20 protein-coding genes and 1 pseudogene are annotated in these 17,772 nt (G+C 60.7%); 10 read left to right on the top strand and 11 right to left on the bottom strand.

Translation table 11 applies throughout. The annotated features are described in order from the left end of the window. Positions 1-8 precede the first annotated feature (8 nt). The 5 genes from ROSMUC_RS20495 to ROSMUC_RS20515 are packed head-to-tail and all read right to left on the bottom strand — an operon-like array spanning position 9 to position 2,092. Positions 9-722 carry a flagellar hook-basal body complex protein gene (locus ROSMUC_RS20495; RefSeq protein ID WP_037276745.1) on the bottom strand — a complete coding sequence of 238 codons (714 nt, stop codon included), beginning with the start codon at positions 720-722 and terminating at the stop codon, positions 9-11. Between the two features lies 1 nt (position 723). Then, entirely contained in the window at positions 724-993 is a 270-nt protein-coding gene (locus tag ROSMUC_RS20500; RefSeq protein ID WP_037276748.1) for a flagellar biosynthetic protein FliQ, read from the bottom strand. Between the two features lie 4 nt (positions 994-997). Beyond that, positions 998-1,288, bottom strand: coding sequence for a flagellar hook-basal body complex protein FliE (gene fliE, locus ROSMUC_RS20505; RefSeq protein WP_037276750.1), 291 nt, complete (start codon positions 1,286-1,288; stop codon positions 998-1,000). A gap of 12 nt (positions 1,289-1,300) precedes the next feature. Then, positions 1,301-1,693: a flagellar basal body rod protein FlgC gene (flgC, locus tag ROSMUC_RS20510; RefSeq protein ID WP_037276752.1), complete on the bottom strand. Its 393-nt coding sequence runs from the start codon at positions 1,691-1,693 to the stop codon at positions 1,301-1,303. Between the two features lie 9 nt (positions 1,694-1,702). After that, a complete protein-coding gene (locus ROSMUC_RS20515) occupies positions 1,703-2,092 on the bottom strand; it encodes a FlgB family protein (protein WP_037276754.1) in 390 nt (129 codons plus the stop codon). Between the two features lie 86 nt (positions 2,093-2,178). Between ROSMUC_RS20515 and ROSMUC_RS20520 the strand changes: the two genes are divergently transcribed. After that, a complete protein-coding gene (locus tag ROSMUC_RS20520) occupies positions 2,179-3,528 on the top strand; it encodes a FliI/YscN family ATPase (RefSeq protein WP_037276756.1) in 1,350 nt (449 codons plus the stop codon). Positions 3,529-3,534: 6 nt separating this feature from the next. Here the strand turns inward: ROSMUC_RS20520 and ROSMUC_RS20525 are convergent, their stop codons facing one another. Beyond that, positions 3,535-3,960, bottom strand: a complete 426-nt coding sequence (locus ROSMUC_RS20525) for a tellurite resistance TerB family protein (protein ID WP_037276759.1) — start codon at positions 3,958-3,960, stop codon at positions 3,535-3,537. 121 nt (positions 3,961-4,081) lie between these two features. Here ROSMUC_RS20525 and ROSMUC_RS20530 point away from each other — a divergent pair, with 121 nt between their 5' ends. Further along, positions 4,082-5,656 (top strand): lysine--tRNA ligase, encoded by a 1,575-nt coding sequence (locus tag ROSMUC_RS20530; RefSeq protein ID WP_037276760.1) that lies wholly within the window; start codon positions 4,082-4,084, stop codon positions 5,654-5,656. 61 nt (positions 5,657-5,717) lie between these two features. Beyond that, a complete protein-coding gene (locus ROSMUC_RS20535; protein ID WP_037276762.1) occupies positions 5,718-6,116 on the top strand; it encodes a c-type cytochrome in 399 nt (132 codons plus the stop codon). 51 nt (positions 6,117-6,167) lie between these two features. Here ROSMUC_RS20535 and ROSMUC_RS20540 read toward each other — a convergent pair. Together ROSMUC_RS20540 and ROSMUC_RS20545 are read right to left on the bottom strand one after the other, a co-directional pair. Continuing rightward, a pseudogene (locus ROSMUC_RS20540) lies at positions 6,168-6,828 on the bottom strand (YiaD family glycine zipper/OmpA-like lipoprotein). A gap of 123 nt (positions 6,829-6,951) precedes the next feature. Next, positions 6,952-7,788: a methylated-DNA--[protein]-cysteine S-methyltransferase gene (locus ROSMUC_RS20545; protein WP_037276764.1), complete on the bottom strand. Its 837-nt coding sequence runs from the start codon at positions 7,786-7,788 to the stop codon at positions 6,952-6,954. A 98-nt stretch (positions 7,789-7,886) separates the two neighbouring features. Here ROSMUC_RS20545 and nth point away from each other — a divergent pair, with 98 nt between their 5' ends. Both nth and ROSMUC_RS20555 read left to right on the top strand, forming a co-directional pair. Then, the gene (gene nth / locus ROSMUC_RS20550) at positions 7,887-8,531 is read left to right on the top strand and encodes an endonuclease III (RefSeq protein ID WP_037276766.1); all 645 of its coding nucleotides are present in this window, start codon (positions 7,887-7,889) and stop codon (positions 8,529-8,531) included. Beyond that, a complete protein-coding gene (locus tag ROSMUC_RS20555; RefSeq protein ID WP_037276767.1) occupies positions 8,528-9,514 on the top strand; it encodes an adenosine kinase in 987 nt (328 codons plus the stop codon). The genes nth and ROSMUC_RS20555 overlap by 4 nt, the downstream gene beginning before the upstream one ends. Before the next feature lie 258 nt (positions 9,515-9,772). Here the strand turns inward: ROSMUC_RS20555 and ROSMUC_RS20560 are convergent, their stop codons facing one another. Both ROSMUC_RS20560 and mutM read right to left on the bottom strand, forming a co-directional pair. Further along, on the bottom strand, positions 9,773-10,549 hold the full coding sequence (locus ROSMUC_RS20560; protein WP_037276909.1) for an enoyl-CoA hydratase: 777 nt from the start codon (positions 10,547-10,549) through the stop codon (positions 9,773-9,775). A 64-nt stretch (positions 10,550-10,613) separates the two neighbouring features. Continuing rightward, positions 10,614-11,465 carry a bifunctional DNA-formamidopyrimidine glycosylase/DNA-(apurinic or apyrimidinic site) lyase gene (gene mutM, locus ROSMUC_RS20565; RefSeq protein WP_037276768.1) on the bottom strand — a complete coding sequence of 284 codons (852 nt, stop codon included), beginning with the start codon at positions 11,463-11,465 and terminating at the stop codon, positions 10,614-10,616. An 85-nt stretch (positions 11,466-11,550) separates the two neighbouring features. On the opposite strand from mutM, the gene ubiE reads away from it, so the two are divergent. From ubiE to ROSMUC_RS20585, 4 genes are all read left to right on the top strand, one after another. Next, positions 11,551-12,294 (top strand): bifunctional demethylmenaquinone methyltransferase/2-methoxy-6-polyprenyl-1,4-benzoquinol methylase UbiE, encoded by a 744-nt coding sequence (gene ubiE / locus ROSMUC_RS20570; RefSeq protein WP_037276769.1) that lies wholly within the window; start codon positions 11,551-11,553, stop codon positions 12,292-12,294. A gap of 3 nt (positions 12,295-12,297) precedes the next feature. Further along, on the top strand, positions 12,298-13,836 hold the full coding sequence (gene ubiB / locus ROSMUC_RS20575) for a 2-polyprenylphenol 6-hydroxylase (protein WP_037276770.1): 1,539 nt from the start codon (positions 12,298-12,300) through the stop codon (positions 13,834-13,836). Positions 13,837-13,959: 123 nt separating this feature from the next. Then, a complete protein-coding gene (locus tag ROSMUC_RS20580) occupies positions 13,960-16,080 on the top strand; it encodes a YjbH domain-containing protein (RefSeq protein ID WP_052115468.1) in 2,121 nt (706 codons plus the stop codon). Then, a complete protein-coding gene (locus tag ROSMUC_RS20585) occupies positions 16,077-16,760 on the top strand; it encodes a YjbF family lipoprotein (RefSeq protein ID WP_245875253.1) in 684 nt (227 codons plus the stop codon). The genes ROSMUC_RS20580 and ROSMUC_RS20585 overlap by 4 nt, the downstream gene beginning before the upstream one ends. A 4-nt stretch (positions 16,761-16,764) precedes the next feature. On the opposite strand, the gene ROSMUC_RS20590 is transcribed toward ROSMUC_RS20585, so the two are convergent. Beyond that, positions 16,765-17,247, bottom strand: coding sequence for a DUF1810 domain-containing protein (locus tag ROSMUC_RS20590; RefSeq protein ID WP_052115469.1), 483 nt, complete (start codon positions 17,245-17,247; stop codon positions 16,765-16,767). A gap of 59 nt (positions 17,248-17,306) precedes the next feature. Here ROSMUC_RS20590 and ROSMUC_RS20595 point away from each other — a divergent pair, with 59 nt between their 5' ends. Next, positions 17,307-17,765: a UTRA domain-containing protein gene (locus tag ROSMUC_RS20595; RefSeq protein WP_052115470.1), complete on the top strand. Its 459-nt coding sequence runs from the start codon at positions 17,307-17,309 to the stop codon at positions 17,763-17,765. Positions 17,766-17,772: the final 7 nt, after the last annotated feature.

Below are 17,772 nucleotides of genomic sequence, written 5' to 3' on the forward strand. Positions count from 1 at the left end.
CTCCTGGCTTATCGGATGAAGGACTCGAGTGCGGAGGTCACGCGCTCATGTTCGCTATCGAGAAAGCTCTGGCCCATCTCATAGGCGCGCTGCACCTCGATCATGCGGGCGACCTGGCCGATGGGATCGACATTGGCACCCTCCAGAAACCCTTGGTGGATGCGCCCCTCTTCGACCGGCTCAATCTCGCCATCGGCGCGGAACATGACGCCATCCTCGCGGACCATGGCAAAGCCGTCGACGGGGCGCACGAGACCGATCTGGGCCAAGGGGCGACCGTTATCGCTCAGCGTGCCGTCGGGCGAGAGGCCGATATTCGTGGCGTCGGGCGGAATGAATACAGGCGCCCCGCCGACATCCAGCACCCGAAACCCGTCAGGCGTCACCAGATCGCCCTGAGCCGAGAGCGTGAAATTACCCGCGCGCGTCAGGCGCTCGCCCGAAGGGGTCTCGATCAGGAAAAAGCCTTCGCCCTCTATCGCCAGATCAAGCATGCCGCCGGTGGGGGCAAGTGGCCCTTGTAGCATAGAGGTCATTCGCACATTGCCGCGTGCCATCGAGAGCGATGGACCGCCTTCGGTTTGCTTGACGAATTCGGAAAAGATCAACCCGTCCTGACGATAGCCGGTGGTTGCGGCATTGGCGATGTTGTTGGCGACAACCTGCAATTCGCGCAAAAGCCCGGTCTGTCGGGTGAGCGTCGTGTAACCTGCGCTTTCCATCTCAGCCTCCTGTGATGATCGGAATGAGCCGGTCCTGAAAGAATGTGACCAGCGTTTGCGTCATGAACCCCATCGTGATCCAGAACACGACGATGATCGCGCCCAGCTTGGGAACAAAGGTCAGGGTCAGTTCCTGAATCGAGGTGAGGGCCTGAAAGAGCCCGACCACGAGGCCTGCCACCAGCGCTACGGCGAGGATCGGCAAAGAGACGATGACCGATATCCAGAGGGTTTCGCGCAACGTGTCAAAGAACAGGACCTCGTTCAGCATCGGATCAGACCGGCATGCGGAGGATTTCCTGATAGGCCTCCACCACACGGTCGCGCACCGTGACAGCGGCCTCAACCGCGAGTTCGGTTTGCGCGAGCGCTTGCACGAGAGAATGCGGATCGGCCTTGCCGATCATGCTCGCCTTGGCGAGGGTCTCGCCCTCGGAGAGCGTGGCAGCAAAATCCTTGGCGAGAGTCTGAAAGGCGCTGCCGGCGGCGGCCTGACCAGCCAGCGGTTCGGTGGCCGGTCGCGCGGCAGAGTATTTCTGGGCGGCATTCAGTGCTGTAATATCCATTCTGGATCTCCTTTATCGGCGTAACAGGTCCATCAGCCCGGCGGACATCTGCCGCACCTGATCGAACATCTTGAGATTGGCCTCGTAACTGCGCTGTGCTTCGCGGGCGTCAGCGATTTCGATCATCAGATCGACGGTAGACCCCTGATAATGCCCGCTCTCATCGGCAAGCGGGTGGCTGGGATCGTAGATCCGCTGCGGTTCGCTGCGGTCAAGGTTGACCCGGCTCACTGCGACGGCGCCATCGGTGCCAGTCCCGGTGAGGGTCGTTTCGAACGACACGGTTTTGCGCCGATAACCGGGCGTGTCGGCATTCGCGATATTCTCGGACACATGGCGCAGGCGTTGGGCCTGTGCCTTGAGACCGCTGGCAGAAACGGAAAGGGCGTCGGAAAAATCGCTCATGACCTGCCCCTATCGCCGCCCGATCGCCGTGCGCAGCACGGTGAGCGAGGATTTGTAGATCGCAAGCGCGCGGTCATGTTGCCGTTTCACATCGACCGCACGCAGCATTTCGGTCTCGAGCGTGACCGAGTTGCCATTAGGGTCCGCGACCGCAGTCGGATCGTCGGCCACAGTGAATTCAAGGCGCGTCTCGGATCCGAGCATATGCCCATCCCGCGTGATGCGCGGTGACTGCGCACCGCGATCCGAGTCGTAGACCTGCGCGAAGGCTGCGATGTCGCGCGCGGCATAGCCCGGCGTATCGGCATTGGCCATGTTCTGCGATACCACGGCCTGACGGGCACCCGCATGCTGCGCCAACGCATGGGCCATGCGAAAGATTTCCATAGTCTCAAACATCGGGGCTTCTCCCTCGATTGGCTTCAACCAAGGCTTAACCCTGATTCCTTTAGAAATTGTTTGCGGGATCAGGATTGGAGCAATCGATGCAGAGACAGGACATGACGGCGTTGCGGGCGGAACTCTCTTCGTTGCGCATGTCGCGGGTGATGGGGCGGGTCAGCGCGGTGCAGGGAAATACCTTGAGGATCAGTGGCCTATCCTCTGAGGCGCGGCTTGGTGACAGGGTGGATATCCGGCGTCGCTCGGGCGCCCCGCTTACGGGCGAAGTGATCCGGCTCGAGGCGGCCTCGGTGATGGTCCTGCCTGATTCCAGCCCTGAGGGGGTCGCGCTTGGCGACCGGGCGATGTTGGGGCAGGCCGAGTTCATTGCGCCCTCTGCGGGCTGGTTGGGTCGGATCATTGATCCCTTTGGCACCCCGCTTGATGGTCGCCCTCTGTTGCGGGGGGCCGAGGCACGGATGCTGCGGGCTGATCCCCCAGCACCTGCGCGGCGACGTGCGCTTGGCGTACGGCTGGAAACCGGGATGGCGGCGTTCAACACGATGCTACCCATCGTGCGCGGCCAGCGTGTGGGCTTATTTGCCGGATCGGGCGTCGGCAAATCCATGCTGCTTGGGCATCTGGCGCGGCATATGCAGGCGGATGTCGTGGTGATTGCCCTCATTGGCGAGCGCGGGCGTGAATTGCGAGAGTTCGTCGAGCATGTCCTGGGGCCAGAGGGTATGCGCCGCAGCGTCATTGTTGCTGCCACCTCGGACCGCTCACCGCTCGTTCGTCGTCGCTGTGCCTGGACGGCGATGGCGGTGGCCGAGTTCTTTCGTGATCAAGGGCAGCAGGTGCTCTTTCTTGCCGATTCGATCACACGTTTTGCCGAGGCGCATCGAGAGGTGGCGACGGCAGCAGGAGAAATGCCGGCACTGCGCGGATATCCCGCATCAACCTCGCATCTCATCATGTCTCTTTGCGAGCGGGCGGGGCCGGGGGAGGATGGGGCAGGGGATATCACCGCGCTCTTGACTGTCCTCGTCGCGGGCTCGGATATGGAGGAACCGATCGCCGACATTCTGCGCGGGGTTCTTGACGGACATGTGGTGCTGGATCGTCAGATTGCGGAACGTGGACGCTATCCAGCGATTGATCTCTTGCGGTCCGTATCGCGCAGCCTGCCACGTGCCGCAACCGAGGAGGAGAACGCACTGATTTCACGTGCGCGTGGCCTTTTGGGCAGCTACGCCAGATCTGAGACAATGATCAGGGTTGGTCTCTACTCAGAAGGCAGCGATCCAGATCTGGATCAGGCGATCCGGGTGTGGCCTGAGTTGGACGGATTCCTGGCCGAGAACGAGTCGGTTTCGGTCAAAAACAGCTTTGCCCGCCTTGGTGTCATCCTGCGGCGGGCAGGCACCCCACCCGCGCGCGGAGCGGCGCGTTGAGCAGGCTCATGCGGTCATATGCCGTGCCCGTGCGCCGCGTTCGATGGCGGCGGCATGCAATCTATCGATCGTGAGTTCATAGCGAATCTCTTCGAGCAGACGCAGTTCGCGCTCGTTCAAAGTCCCATCCGCCGCGGCCACATCACAGGCAAGCGCATAGGCCGTCTCGAACAGCCGTTCGGGCAGATTGGCACGCACCAGACCAAAGAGCGCATCAAGACCGTCTTCTACCGTGAAAAGATCGAGCACGGTTTGCGACATCAGCTTCAGCCGATCCAGATCGTAATCGGCAAAGATCGGCAGATTGTTCACCGTGCTCTCTATCTTGATGAGTTCGGCGGTGCGCATGTCCTCGTCTGAGGCCGAGACAGCGATCATGACCGCCACAAGACAATCCTGCGGTGTGAGCGGGTGGGGCATCGGTTCGGACATATGCGGGCCTTTCGCGCGGGGCTATGTTGCGGTGCAGAATATTGACTGTCACGCCCCCCGGCAATAGGAAGCGCAGATGCCGCGCCGGGATTTTGGCGAGGCGCAACCTGGAGTGTGACAGATGTCCGACCTGCGCGACGCCGCGATGAATTCGAAAGCCTGGCCTTTTGAAGAGGCGCGCCGCGTGCTCAAACGCTATGAAAAGGCCCCGCCGGAGAAGGGCTACGTGCTCTTCGAGACGGGCTATGGTCCCTCGGGCTTGCCCCATATCGGCACTTTTGGCGAGGTGCTGCGCACCACGATGATCCGCCGCGCCTTTGAGGTGATCAGCGATATTCCCACCCGGCTGATCTGCTTTTCCGACGACCTCGACGGCATGCGCAAGGTTCCGGGCAATGTGCCCAACCGTGAGATGCTGATGGAGCATCTGCAAAAGCCGCTCACCTCCGTGCCGGACCCCTTTGGCACGCATGAGAGCTTTGGCCACCACAACAATGCCATGCTGCGGCGGTTCCTCGACACCTTCGGGTTCGAGTATGAGTTTTATTCGGCCACTGAATTCTATCGCTCTGGCCAATTCGACGCCGTGCTCTTGCGCGCCGCCGAGCGCTATGACGCGATCATGAAGATCATGCTGCAATCCCTTCGTGAAGAGCGGCAGCAGACCTATTCGATCTTTCTGCCCATTCATCCCGAAACGGGCCGCGTGCTCTATGTCCCGATGAAAGAGGTGAACGCCAAGGACGGCACCATCACCTTTGACGACGAGACCGGGCGCGAATGGACCCTGCCGGTGACGGGCGGCAATGTGAAACTGCAATGGAAGCCTGATTTCGGGGCCCGTTGGGCGGCACTCGGTGTGGATTTCGAGATGTATGGCAAGGATCACTCGACCAACACGCCGATTTATGACGGCATCTGCCGCGCGCTGGGCGCGCCCGCGCCAGAGCATTTCACCTATGAGCTCTTCCTTGACGAAAGCGGACAGAAAATCTCGAAATCCTCGGGCAATGGCGTGTCGATTGACCAGTGGTTGACCTATGCGGCCACCGAGAGCCTGTCTTACTTCATGTATCAAAAGCCCAAGACCGCCAAGCGGATGCATTTCGATGTGATCCCCAAGGCGGTGGACGAGTATCACCAGCAATTGCGCGCCTTCCCCGATCAGACGCTGGAGCAGCAATTGGCCAATCCGGTCTGGCATATCCACGGCGGCAATGTTCCCGAGAGCCGGATGGTCGTGCCCTTCTCGATGCTGCTCAACCTTGCCTCGGTCTCTGCCGCAGAGGACAAGGAAACGCTCTGGGGGTTCATCCGTCGCTATGCGCCGGACGCGCGCCCCGAGACCCATGCCGACCTAGATGCCGCCGCAGGCTATGCGGTGCGCTATTACGAGGATTTCGTAGCCCCCGAGAAGGTCTATCGCGCGCCCACCGATCTGGAGCGTGAGGCGCTGATGGACTTGCGCGATCAACTGGCCGCCTATGATGGCCCAGCTGAGGACGAGGCGCTGCAATCCATTGTCTATGCGGTTGGTCGTGACCGTTTCGAGCCGCTGCGCGACTGGTTCAAGGCGCTCTACGAGGTTCTGCTGGGGGCCTCGCAGGGGCCGCGCTTTGGCGGGTTCATAGCGCTCTATGGCGTCACGGAAACCGTGGCCCTGATCGACAAGGGGTTGGCGGGCGAGCTGTCCTGATCAGGGGCGTTGCGCAGTCATGGGGCTCTTGCTACCCTTGGCGAAAACAAAGGGGCGAGCGATGCGTATCTTGGCAATCCTGACCGCCGCAGGTGTTGCGGCCTGTGCGGCGACCCAATCCATGCCCGACGCGGGCGAAGGGGCCGCGATCTATGACGCCAACTGCGTCCAATGCCACGGGGCATCGGGCAAGGGTGACGGGCCTTGGGCCTCTGGTTTCACGCCGCGCCCGGCGGATTTGACGCGGCTCTCGAACGATGGGGTGTTTCCCCGCGCGCATGTGCTGTCCGTGATCGACGGCTACGACCGCACAGGCCTACCGGGACAAGAGATGCCGGAATTCGGTCTGTTACTGGAGGGCGACACCGTGCCGCTCGACGTGGGTGATGGCAGGCTTACACCCACACCGCGCCCACTTGCGGCGCTGATGGCCTATCTCGAAAGTATCCAGACCAAATAAAAACGGGGCTGACCGGGATGCGGTCAGCCCCTTCTCGCGTTTCAGGAACCGTCAGGCGTTCGGCAGGATCACGATCTCTACGCGGCGGTTCTGTGCCTTGCCCTCGCTGGTGAGGTTCGACGCGACCGGCTGATCCTCGCCACGGCCAAAGGCGCGGATACGGCCATAAGGCACGCCGCCGCTGGCAAGCACATCCGCAACCGCATTTGCGCGACGTTTGGACAGGCCCTGATTATATCCTGCATCGCCGTCGCTGTCGGTATGGCCTACGACCTGCACGGTGGTGTCGGGATAGGCCTGAAGGCTCTGCGAGACCTTGAAGAGGTCGTCACGCAGGGCAGGAGCAACGGTGGCCCCGTCCACCGGGAAGAGAATGTCTTGCGGCATGGTCAGGATCAAGCGGTCGCCGGTATTGACGATCCGCACATCGCTGTCGAGTTGCTGGCGCAATTCCGCCTCTTGCCGGTCCAGCGCACTGCCGATGGCGGCGCCGCCCACGGCCCCCAACACGCCACCAAGCAGCGCGCCCTTGCCCTTGCTGTCGCTGACAATTGCGCCGGTCCCAGCCCCGATGAGGCCGCCGATGATCGCCCCCCTGCTGGGCCTTTTGATTGGGGTTGGGGCCGCCCACATAGCCCGGGTCGGTGCAGGCCGTCGCCAGCAGCAGGGATGCGCCAGAGAGCATCAGCAAGGATTTTTTCGCTCGTATCATGGTATTCGCCTCTTCGGTTCAACTGGCCCGATGGATCGGGTCTGGTGCGATGATATGCAATATCACGCGGTATCCCAAGGGACATTCACGGGGAAAAGACGCGCTTGGCGTGCAACTTTCCGCCTACTCGTCGGCGCGCGCGCCCTCCCAGGCGAGCATGGCGCGTTTGACTGGCAAGCCCCAGTGATAGCCGCCCAGCGCGCCGGATTTGCGCAAGGCGCGGTGGCATGGGATGAGATAGCTGACCGGATTGCGACCGACCGCCGTGCCCACAGCCCGCACCGCGCGCGGGTTGCCTATGGCACTTGCGATTTCCGAATAGGTCGTCACGTGGCCCGACGGGATTTGCAACAGCGCCTCCCAGACCTTGATCTGGAACGGCGCGCCGATCATGTGGAGCGCAGCCTCGCCCCGCCCGCCAAAGGCCGCCTCTACCCAACCTGCGATCCTGTCGGGAGCCTCGGTGTATATGGCCTTGGGCCAGCGAGAGCGCATGTCCGCCATCGCCACCTCACGCCCGAACTCCTCGGAAAAGGCCAGGCCGCAGAGGCCACGCTCCGTGCCCATGGCAAGGGCCTCGCCAAACGGGCTGTCGAACCAGCCGTAATGGATCGTCAGCCCGTCACCGCCGCGGGCGAACTCACCGGGGCTCATCGCCTCCCACCGCAAGAAGAGATCGTGAAGCCGCCCGGTGCCTGACAGCCCGGCCTCATCTGCCGCCGCGAGAGTGGTGAAACGCTCTGTGAGCAGCGCCTTGGCGTGGCCCAGCGTCAGATACTGCTGATAGCGTTTGGGTGACACGCCCACCCATTGCGAAAAGAGCCGCTGGAAATGCGCGGCGCTCATGCCCATCTCGCGCGCCAATTCTTCGAGTGTCAGTGCCGTATCGCGGCTGTCGATGAGGTCAATCGCGCGGCGCATGACGTGGTAATGATAACCGGGTTCAGGTTGGGCGTTCATTATGGTCGTCCTGTCGTTGCGCAAGCAAGATATGACGCCCTATTGCAGTATGCGACCCGAATGTTGCGCATCCCGCCAAATCCCGGCATAGAGCAGCCATGGCACGCCAACTTGACTACCACACGATCCGCGAGATCTTCACCCGGTTCGAGGCCGCAGAGCCGGAACCCAAGGGTGAGTTGGACCATGTCAACGCCTATACGCTCGTAGTCGCCGTGGCGCTCTCGGCGCAAGCCACCGATGTCGGCGTCAACAAGGCGACGAGGGATCTCTTTCAGGTCGCTGACACGCCACAAAAGATGCTCAATCTGGGCGAAGAGGGCCTGATCCAGCATATCAAGACGATTGGCCTTTATCGCAACAAGGCCAAGAATGTGATGAAGCTGAGCCGCATCTTGGTCGAGGAGTATGGCGGCGAAGTTCCCAATTCCCGCGCGGCACTACAATCGCTACCCGGTGTCGGGCGCAAGACGGCCAACGTCGTGCTCAACATGTGGTGGCAGTACCCGGCGCAGGCGGTGGATACGCATATATTCCGCGTGGGCAATCGCAGCGGCATTTGCCCCGGCAAATCCGTAGAGGCGGTCGAGCGCGCCATCGAGGACAACGTGCCAGTGGATTTTCAGCGCCACGCGCATCATTGGCTCATCCTGCACGGCCGCTACACCTGCAAGGCGCGCAAACCCGCCTGCGGCACCTGCCTTATTCGTGATCTCTGCTTATTCGAGGACAAGACTCTATGACCAAATATCAGGCCGTTGGCATCGGCAATGCCGTGGTGGACGTGATCAGCCAATGCGACGATGCCTTTCTCGCACGCATGGGCATCGAAAAGGGCGTCATGCAATTGATCGAAACAGAGCGTGCCGAATTTCTCTATGAAAACATGACCGACCGGCGGCAGGCCCCGGGCGGGTCGGTCGCCAATACCATAGCGGGACTGGGTGCGCTTGGCCTCTCGACCGGATTTATCGGGCGGGTCAGCGATGACGAACTCGGGCGCTACTATGCCGCGGCGATGACCGAGGTTGGCACCGACTTCGTCAACGCACCGCGTGGCGATGGCGTGCTGCCCACCTCGCGGTCGATGATCTTCGTCTCGCCCGATGGCGAGCGCTCGATGAATACCTATCTGGGCATTTCGACAGAACTTGACGACGCAGATGTGCCCGAAGCGGTGGCCGGGCAGGCCGAGCTTTTGTTTCTGGAGGGTTATCTTTTTGACAAGCCCAAAGGCAAGGCGGCGTTTCAAGCAGCGGCACGCGCCGCGCGGGCCGGTGGCGGCAAAGCGGGGATCACCCTCTCGGACCCGTTCTGCGTCAATCGCCACCGTGACGATTTTCGCCGTCTCCTGCGTGAGTTGGATTATGTGATCGGAAACGAGCACGAATGGTGCGCGCTTTACGAGACCGAGGATCTGGGGGCGGCATTGGAACAGGCAGCATCTGAAAGCGGTCTCATCGTCTGCACCCGTTCGGGCCATGATGTCGTCTTGGTGCAGGGCGACGAGACTGTGACCGTGCCGGTGCATCGCGTGACCCCGGTCGATACCACAGGCGCGGGGGATCAATTTGCCGCTGGCCTGCTCTACGGTCTTGCAACCGGTCGGTCATTGGCTGTGTCCGGGCGCATGGGGTGTATCGCGGCGGCCGAGGTGATCGGCCATTACGGTGCGCGGCCCGAAGCGGACGTCAAGGCGCTCTTTGCGGCTGAAGGGTTGATCTGAGAGGTTGGCGTCTGGCGGCAGAGCGTGGAGTTTGAGTATTTTTGCCAAGAAGAAGCGCAAGGTTTATTAACCCTGATGTGAGATCCTTGGCCTGCAGTACAGGCTGGAGAGCCGATGACCGCCCATGAAGAAGCCGCGCCCGGGTGTTGCGTGTGTCAAACCCGGGCGCGCGTTTTCATGTTTCTTTGTGGTTCAAATTTTTCGGAGTGAATTGGCCGCAGGCCAAGAGGGGCAGCGCCCCTCTCGCTGCAAACGCGCTTACTTGTCGCGGAACTGCGCCTCGCGCTTTTCGGCGAATGCGGCCATGCCCTCTTTCTGATCTTCAGTCGCAAAAAGCGAATGGAACACGCGGCGCTCGAACAAGAGCCCTTCGCGCAGTGTGGTCTCGTAAGAGCGATTGACTGCCTCCTTGGCTGCCATTACGGAAATCTGCGATTTTTCGGCGATCTTCTGCGCCACCGCCATCGCCTCTTCCATCAGCTTTTTGGCAGGCACCACGCGGCTCACCAGCCCCGAACGCTCTGCCTCTTCGGCATCCATGAAGCGCCCCGTAAGGTTCATGTCCATTGCCTTGGACTTGCCCACCAGCCGTGTCAGGCGCTGCGTGCCGCCAATGCCCGCGATCACGCCCAGATTGATTTCGGGCTGGCCGAATTTGGCGGTGTCCGAGCAGATGATGAAGTCGCACATCATCGCAAGTTCACAGCCGCCGCCAAGTGCGTAGCCCGACACCGCCGCGATGATCGGCTTGCGCACCCGGCATATGGCGGCGCTGTCGGCGGTAAAGAGGTCTTCGGTGAAGACATCGACAAAGCTCTTTTCGCTCATCATCTTGATATCGGCGCCGGCGGCAAAGGCCTTTTCCGAGCCGGTGAGAACGATGCAGCGAACCTTCTCGTTCTGTTGCGCCTCTCCTAATGCCTCTGCGAGTTCCGACATCAACTGCGCGTTGAGCGCATTGAGCGCGTCGGGGCGGTTGAGCTTGATGAGGGCGACGTGGTCTTCTATTTCGACGATGATCGTCTCATAGGCCATGAAATCAGCTTTCATTTGTTGTCATCAGAGCCGATTCATTACCACTGTTGGCCGCGCGTTCAACCTATCTTTGACACTGAGGGCAATAGAAGCTGGAACGGCCGGCCTGAGTGACGCGGGCGATATGGCCCTTGCATCCGGCGTTGCGGCAGGGGTCGCCTTCGCGCCCGTAGACGTCGAAACTGTGCTGGAAATAGCCCAACTCCCCGTCAGCCTGTCGAAAATCCCGCAAAGAGGAGCCGCCGGCGGTAATCGCATCGGTCAAGACTGCGCGGATGATCGGCACTAGGGCAGCGGCACGTTTGCCCGAGAGGGAACCTGCCCGGCGCAGCGGCGAGATCCGCGCGCGAAAGAGAGCCTCACAGACATAGATATTCCCGAGACCCGCAACGATTCGCTGATCCAGCAGGGCAGATTTGATAGGCGTGTTGCGGCCTTTGAGAGCGCCCATCAGATAGGGTTCGTTGAACGTATTGCCCAAAGGCTCAGGCCCCAACCGGGCCAAGAGCGGGTGCGCCTCCGCTGTCTTGGTGGGCAGCAGGTCCATCGCCCCAAAACGCCGCGGATCGTTGAAGGTGATCCGCGCGCCCCCCTCCATATCGAGCACGACATGGTCATGTTTCTCCGGGGCCGGGTGATCATGCACAAAGCGGCCCAGAGGATCGCCCGACACCAGCATGCGGCCCGACATGCCCAAGTGAATGAGCAGGCTCTCGCCCGATGTCAGATCGGCGAGGATGTATTTCGAGCGTCGCCGGAGCGCCGTCACCGTCTGACCTGTCAGACGCACGGCCATGTCGGGGGGGAAGGGCCAGCGCAGATCAGGCCGGTTGACGGTGGCACGGGCAATGACCTGACCCTCCATCACCGGGGTCAGGCCGCGGCGGACTGTCTCAACCTCGGGCAATTCTGGCATATCGGACCTCTATCGGCACAAGGGGCGCATTGTAACCCTCTGTCATAGCCCTATAAGAAAGGCGAGACACAAGAGCGGCAAGGCCATGAACGAGAAAACCACGCATTTCGGATTTCAGGATATCCCCGAGTCGGAGAAGGCCGGGCGCGTGCGCGGCGTTTTTGGCAGCGTGGCCAGCAAATACGACGTCATGAATGACGCCATGTCCCTTGGAATTCACCGGATCTGGAAGGATGCGATGATGGACTGGCTGGCCCCGCGCGCGGGCCAACGTCTGCTCGATGTGGCGGGGGGCACGGGGGATATTTCCTTTCGTTTTCTCAAGCGCGCCGGGTATGGCCAAGCCACCGTGCTAGATCTGACAGAGCCGATGCTGGTCGAAGGACGAAAGCGGGCCGAGGCCGAGAGCATGGCCGATAGCCTCGATTGGGTGGTGGGCGATGCGATGGCGTTGCCCTTTCCGGATGCAAGTTTCGACGTTTACACCATCAGCTTTGGGATCCGAAACGTGACCCGCCCGCAAGAGGCGCTGAACGAGGCGTTTCGTGTGCTCAAACCCGGCGGGCGGCTGATGGTGCTCGAATTCAGCCAGATTCCCAATGATCTGATGCAAAAGGTCTATGACCTCTACAGTTTCAACATTATCCCGCGGTTGGGGCAGATGATTGCCAATGATCGCGACAGCTACCAGTATCTGGTCGAATCCATCCGCAAGTTTCCCGATCAGGAGACGTTTCTGGACATGGTCCGCCAAGCCGGGTTTGAACAGGCGAAATACCGCAATCTGAGCATGGGCATCGCCTGTCTGCATTCCGGCTGGAAGATCTGAGCAATGCGTGGCCCGCACAACATTCTGCGCCTCATTCGTACCGGCGCGACGCTGGAACGCACGGGTGCGATGGGTCTCATCATGGATGCTTTCGAAGCCCCGCCTTTGGTGCGCGGCACGATGCGTTTTCTGGCCTGGCCGTTTCAGTGGTTGGGCGACAAGGGCGATCTCGCGACCCCGCCCGCGCCGCGCGCGCTGACCGCTCTTGGACCTGCTTATATAAAATTCGGCCAAATCCTCAGCACACGCCCCGATTTGGTGGGCGAGGAATTGGCGACGCATCTGCGGGTCTTGCAGGACAAGTTACCGCCCTTCTCGGTCGAGGTGGCCAAGCGCAGTATCGCGCAGGAATTGGGCCATCCGGTCGAGGACATCTTTGACGATTTCAGCCAGCCAGTTGCCGCCGCCTCGATCGCACAGGTTCACAAGGCGCGGCTACGTGGAACCGGCGAGGAGGTGGCCGTCAAGGTCTTGCGTCCGGGGATCGAGCGGGCTTTTCGCCGCGACATTGACGCCTTTTATTTCGCCGCGCGCATGGTCGAGCTTTTGGCCCCCGGCGCACGACGCCTCCGCCCGACAGATGTGATTTCCCATTTCGAGGGCGTCGTAATGGGCGAACTCGATCTGCGGCTTGAAGCGGCCTCGGCCTCGGAATTCGCGGCCAATACCGCCAAGGATGCCGGTTTTCAGTTGCCAACGGTGCAATGGCCTCTTTCTTCGCGGCGAGTGATGACCATGTCTTGGGCCGATGGTTTGCCGCTTGGGGACAATGCCGCGCTGGATGCCGCAGGACATGATCGCGCCGAATTGGGCGAACGGGTGTTGCAGCTTTTCCTCAGCCATGCTCTGCGCGATGGGTATTTTCACGCCGACATGCATCAGGGCAATCTCAAGGTTTCCGGGAATGGCGATATCATTGCCTATGATTTCGGTATCATGGGGCATATCGACGAATACACCCGCCGCGTCTATGCCGAGATCCTTTACGGTTTCATAAGGCGCGATTACCGACGTGTTGCCGAAGTGCATTTTGAGGCGGGCTATGTGCCTGCGGATCGCGATGTCGATGCCTTTGCCCGTGCGCTACGCGCTGTGGGAGAGCCAATCTTTGGCATGGATGCCAGCAAGATTTCCATGGGCAGCCTGCTCAGTTATCTCTTTGAGGTCACAGAGCGGTTCGGCATGGAAACACGCACCGAACTGATCCTGCTGCAGCGCACCATGGTCGTAGTCGAAGGTGTGGCGCGCAGCCTCAATCCGCAGATCAATATCTGGCAGGTCGCGAAGCCCGTGGTCGAGGATTACATCAAGCAGACCATTGGCCCCCGCGCTGCCTTGCGCGATCTGGGGCGCACGGCCATGGTGCTGTCGCGCTATGGTCCACGTCTGCCGGGACTGGTTGAAGCGGCGCTCATCCGGCAAACCGCAGCGCCGGTGCCGGTCAAGCGGGCGGTTTGGCCAGAGCGCGCGCTATGGACGGGGCTTGGGGCGCTGGTCGGGGCGGTTGGTGCGGGGCTCGCGGCATTTCTGGTTGGAATGTGACGGATTCTTGCGCACGACAGCGGCAATCACGCCGTCAGCGGAAACTCACGTTGCCGTGTCGCGCTGTGATCGTTATGGTCGCCCGGGAGAAGTTGCAAGGCGCTCGAAACCGGTGAACAGTCGATGACAATCAGATTGCGAAACATCTTGGGCGCGGTGGCCATTCTGACGGGGGCCACTGGCGCATCCGCAAACGATCTGGTCACGACTATCACGAACAATTACGGCACGCCGGGCGGTCTAATCGACATGCCGACCGCTGAAATGGCTCCGGATGCGCAATTGTCGACGACCGTTGCCTATTTCGACGGGTTCAGCAAAACGACCCTCAGTTTTCAGGTTGCCCCCTGGCTTACAGGCAGTTTTCGATATTCCGGCACCCGGGATCTGACGCCTCAGTTCGATACTTTCTATGATCGCAGCTTTGACTTGCGGTTTCGACTGTTCAAGGAAACCGAATATTCACCGGCCATCGCGGTGGGCCTTCAGGACTTTCTCGGCACAGGGGTGCTCGGTGCGGAATACATCGTTGCCACGAAATCTGTCGGCAGCCGTCTGAGAGTGACAGCGGGTCTGGGATGGGGACGTTTAGGATCCAACAATGCGATTGGCGGCTTCGGCACCAGAACTCCCTTCAATTTCGCAGGGGTGGGCACCGGCGGCGATGTCAGCATTTCCAACTGGTTCAAAGGCGACATCGGCCTTTTTGGTGGTTTCAGCTATGACGTCACGGACAAGTTGGCGTTCGCGCTCGAATATTCATCCGACAGTTACGACACCGAGCGTCGTGCCGGAATCTTTGAGCAGAGCACGGCGGTTAACGCCAGCCTGACCTACAAGTTGGCGCAAGATGCCAATGTCCGGGCTTATGTACTGCATGGCGAAGAGATCGGCGTGAACTTCACGATCGGGATCAACCCACGTGGCATGCCCATACCGGGCGGTCTCGAGGCTGCGCCGCTGCCGGTTGCGGTGCGCGATCCCGACGCCGCCCGCGATCTTGGGTGGGCGGACCAGCCAGCCGCGCGCGCACAGGTTGCAAAATCGCTCGACGAAACGCTGGCTCTGGATGAGATTGACCTGATCCGCCTTCGGCTCGAAGGGCGTGCAGCCTATGTCGGCATCCAGAACGAGACTTACGACCGTACATCTCAGGCGCTTGGCCGAACCGTACGTGCCATGACCCGCGCGCTGCCTGCCTCGATCGAGGATTTCCACGTCACGCTCTACGCCAAGGGTATCCCGGCAAGCACGGTCAGTTTCAGCCGAACTGACATTGAGCGTCTGGAACATAAGGCCTCGGATGAGGCGTTGGCGGCGGCAACCTTTCGTGACAGCCTGCGCTTTGGAAATCTTCCCGAGCCCCTGCCGGGCAAATTCCCACGCTACGGATGGAGCATTTATCCCTTCACACGGGTCAGCCTCTTTGATCCCGACGAACCACTGCGCTTTGACGTAGCATTGCGTGTGCAGGGGCAGGCGGAATTGGGGCGGGGCTGGATGGCTCGGGCGGCAACCTCGGTCAAGCTGTTCGGTAATCTGGATCAATCCAACCGTTTCAGCAATTCGCGCATTCCGCGCGTGCGCTCGGATGCCGCGAGATATGCACAATCCGATGCGCCGCGTGTCGACTGGCTGACACTCAGCAAGTATCAGCGACTTGCGCCGGATTACTACGGGCGGATTACTTTGGGATATCTGGAGCAGATGTATGCCGGCGTCTCGACAGAGGTGCTCTGGCGACCCGTGGATAGCCGCATCGCCATTGGCGCAGAACTAAACTATGTCCGCCCGCGCGATTTCGATGGCGATTTCGGGCTGCGCGATAGCAACACGCTCAGCGGAACCATCCCGGATTTCAACGGGCATGCTTCGGTCTATTACGATTTCGGCGGGGGCTATCATGCGCAGGTTGACGCGGGTCGCTATCTGGCTGGGGATTGGGGCGTGACCATCGGTTTTGACCGAGAGTTCGCCAACGGCTGGAAGGTTGGGGCCTTTGCAACCAAGACCGACGTCTCGGCGCAGGATTTCGGCGAAGGGTCCTTTGACAAGGGCATCCGCATCACTGCCCCGATTTCATGGCTGTTCGGCAAGCCCACGCAGCAAGCGCCAACCGCGGTGATCCGCCCACTGACCCGCGACGGGGGCGCGCGCGTCAATGTGACGGGCCGGCTGTATGAAACCATTCGCAATTCGCACGAGCGCGACACCGTGGCAAGCTGGGGGAAATTCTGGAGATGATCGCTGCGTCCCTGCCTCGGCTGAGCCTTCTGGTTTGCGCCATGATTCTGGCCGCCTGTTCGAACCAGCGCAGTTCGGAGAATGTTTTTACCGTCACCAAGAGAGTGATCGAACAACGCCGGGTCAAGCCTGTGGCCCCTGATCCGCAAGTCGTGCAAGCGGTAGCGATCGACGCACTCGCCAAGACGACAGGCCCTGTGCTCCTCTACCAATTGGAGGATCGCAAGGCCGTCGCCATCCTTCGACCGATTGCCCAAAATGGCGCTTATCAGACCTGGGCCGCCTATGGCAGTTCCGAGCGGCTGAGTGCCACCACATTGAACGGTGTGCTGGTCTCGACACGCGGCCTTGGAAATGACCTGATGTCGTCCCGGGTAGAACCGCTTCTCGAGGTCGTCGCGCGTCGCGAGGATGGGGTAGCCACGATCCAGCAACGCTATCTGGATGGTGAAAACCAGATTGTGAACCTGAAATCCGACTGCAAAATCACGCGTGGCGAGACCGAAATGCTGGCCAGTGTCAGTGGATCAGTTCCAGCGGTGCGGATGACGGCGGAATGCTGGCAGGCCGATCGCAGCGTCGAGAATTCCTATCTGGTCGATGCAAATGGCGCAGTGGTACAATCCCGCCATTGGGCGGGGCCGACCATGGGCTATAGCACCATTCAGCGCCTGCGCTGACCGATCAGAGCGCGCTATCTGCGGACTTGGCTGCATTGGGATTTATGAAATATTCGTCATCCGTCGGCAGCGCCCGTCGCCCCGCCAGATAATCGAGCGTGGTTTCGCAGCGCGACCCGCCAAAAAAGCGTGCGAGCACATGATCAAAAATTTCCGGGCCGCCTGCTTCGGCAAAGAGTGTCGCGCAAGACTGGAGCTTGAGCGCGTCGATTGGACCCAAAACCTTTTCGGCAGAAATATCCTCAAGGGCCACCATCGCCGCGCAGGTTTCAATCAGCCGCGGCCCTAAAACGGGATGCGCCAAGTAGGCGCGCGCATGATCCAGATCGTCAATGGCAAAGGATTTCGCGAACTCAGAGCGCCCCAACCCCTTGACCTGGGGTAACGTGAACCAGGCCCAGTGATGCCTCTTTTCCCGATTCCGAATCTCGGTCAGAGGCAGCGGCCAGATCCGGTCCTGTGCCGATACGAAACGCTCCAAATTCATGGCGTCACCTTTTGTTGGTTAATACTGGATCATGTCAAAATACCTGTAAGGTTTAACCCATGTTCGCGCGCGCAATCCAGCGCAATCTCATACCCCGCAACCGCGCCACCGTCGATATTCCGGTGATCCGGCAAGAGGTGGCGGCCCTTGGCATGAGCTATGGCTATCGCCATCTGAGCCATGCGCAGGTCACCCCCCTACACGGCGTCGCGTTCAGGAATTGCGGCGACGCCACTTACGTCTGTGTGAATGTTACAGCGCTGCATCAGGATTCGAGTGCTCGCTACGTGTTTGAACCTAGTTGGATCAATCTGCAAATCGTCGCGGGCGCTGCCACGCAGGATTTTATAACAACCAGTGCCAATGAGTTTCTCTTGGCCCTTGTGCCTTATACTCATGGGAGAATCCGCTTTGTAGCTGAGGCCACAACACCTGATGAGGCGCGCCTTTTGGGCAATGATCCCGGCGCGCCTTTTTTGTCATGGAGCGACGGACAAGGGATTATGCGCGGGCCGTGACGCTTGC

The sequence above is a fragment of the Roseovarius mucosus DSM 17069 genome (assembly GCF_000768555.3).
GTDB lineage: Bacteria > Pseudomonadota > Alphaproteobacteria > Rhodobacterales > Rhodobacteraceae > Roseovarius > Roseovarius mucosus.

What these genes read in the sequence shown, in the direction of transcription:
- ROSMUC_RS20495 (WP_037276745.1), bottom strand. Translation starts at nt 722, where the DNA reads ATGGAAAGCGCAGGTTACACGACGCTCACCCGACAGACCGGGCTTTTG.
- ROSMUC_RS20500 (WP_037276748.1), bottom strand. Translation starts at nt 993, where the DNA reads ATGCTGAACGAGGTCCTGTTCTTTGACACGTTGCGCGAAACCCTCTGG.
- fliE (WP_037276750.1), bottom strand. Translation starts at nt 1,288, where the DNA reads ATGGATATTACAGCACTGAATGCCGCCCAGAAATACTCTGCCGCGCGA.
- flgC (WP_037276752.1), bottom strand. Translation starts at nt 1,693, where the DNA reads ATGAGCGATTTTTCCGACGCCCTTTCCGTTTCTGCCAGCGGTCTCAAG.
- ROSMUC_RS20515 (WP_037276754.1), bottom strand. Translation starts at nt 2,092, where the DNA reads ATGTTTGAGACTATGGAAATCTTTCGCATGGCCCATGCGTTGGCGCAG.
- ROSMUC_RS20520 (WP_037276756.1), top strand. Translation starts at nt 2,179, where the DNA reads ATGCAGAGACAGGACATGACGGCGTTGCGGGCGGAACTCTCTTCGTTG.
- ROSMUC_RS20525 (WP_037276759.1), bottom strand. Translation starts at nt 3,960, where the DNA reads ATGTCCGAACCGATGCCCCACCCGCTCACACCGCAGGATTGTCTTGTG.
- ROSMUC_RS20530 (WP_037276760.1), top strand. Translation starts at nt 4,082, where the DNA reads ATGTCCGACCTGCGCGACGCCGCGATGAATTCGAAAGCCTGGCCTTTT.
- ROSMUC_RS20535 (WP_037276762.1), top strand. Translation starts at nt 5,718, where the DNA reads ATGCGTATCTTGGCAATCCTGACCGCCGCAGGTGTTGCGGCCTGTGCG.
- ROSMUC_RS20545 (WP_037276764.1), bottom strand. Translation starts at nt 7,788, where the DNA reads ATGAACGCCCAACCTGAACCCGGTTATCATTACCACGTCATGCGCCGC.
- nth (WP_037276766.1), top strand. Translation starts at nt 7,887, where the DNA reads ATGGCACGCCAACTTGACTACCACACGATCCGCGAGATCTTCACCCGG.
- ROSMUC_RS20555 (WP_037276767.1), top strand. Translation starts at nt 8,528, where the DNA reads ATGACCAAATATCAGGCCGTTGGCATCGGCAATGCCGTGGTGGACGTG.
- ROSMUC_RS20560 (WP_037276909.1), bottom strand. Translation starts at nt 10,549, where the DNA reads ATGGCCTATGAGACGATCATCGTCGAAATAGAAGACCACGTCGCCCTC.
- mutM (WP_037276768.1), bottom strand. Translation starts at nt 11,465, where the DNA reads ATGCCAGAATTGCCCGAGGTTGAGACAGTCCGCCGCGGCCTGACCCCG.
- ubiE (WP_037276769.1), top strand. Translation starts at nt 11,551, where the DNA reads ATGAACGAGAAAACCACGCATTTCGGATTTCAGGATATCCCCGAGTCG.
- ubiB (WP_037276770.1), top strand. Translation starts at nt 12,298, where the DNA reads ATGCGTGGCCCGCACAACATTCTGCGCCTCATTCGTACCGGCGCGACG.
- ROSMUC_RS20580 (WP_052115468.1), top strand. Translation starts at nt 13,960, where the DNA reads ATGACAATCAGATTGCGAAACATCTTGGGCGCGGTGGCCATTCTGACG.
- ROSMUC_RS20585 (WP_245875253.1), top strand. Translation starts at nt 16,077, where the DNA reads ATGATCGCTGCGTCCCTGCCTCGGCTGAGCCTTCTGGTTTGCGCCATG.
- ROSMUC_RS20590 (WP_052115469.1), bottom strand. Translation starts at nt 17,247, where the DNA reads ATGAATTTGGAGCGTTTCGTATCGGCACAGGACCGGATCTGGCCGCTG.
- ROSMUC_RS20595 (WP_052115470.1), top strand. Translation starts at nt 17,307, where the DNA reads ATGTTCGCGCGCGCAATCCAGCGCAATCTCATACCCCGCAACCGCGCC.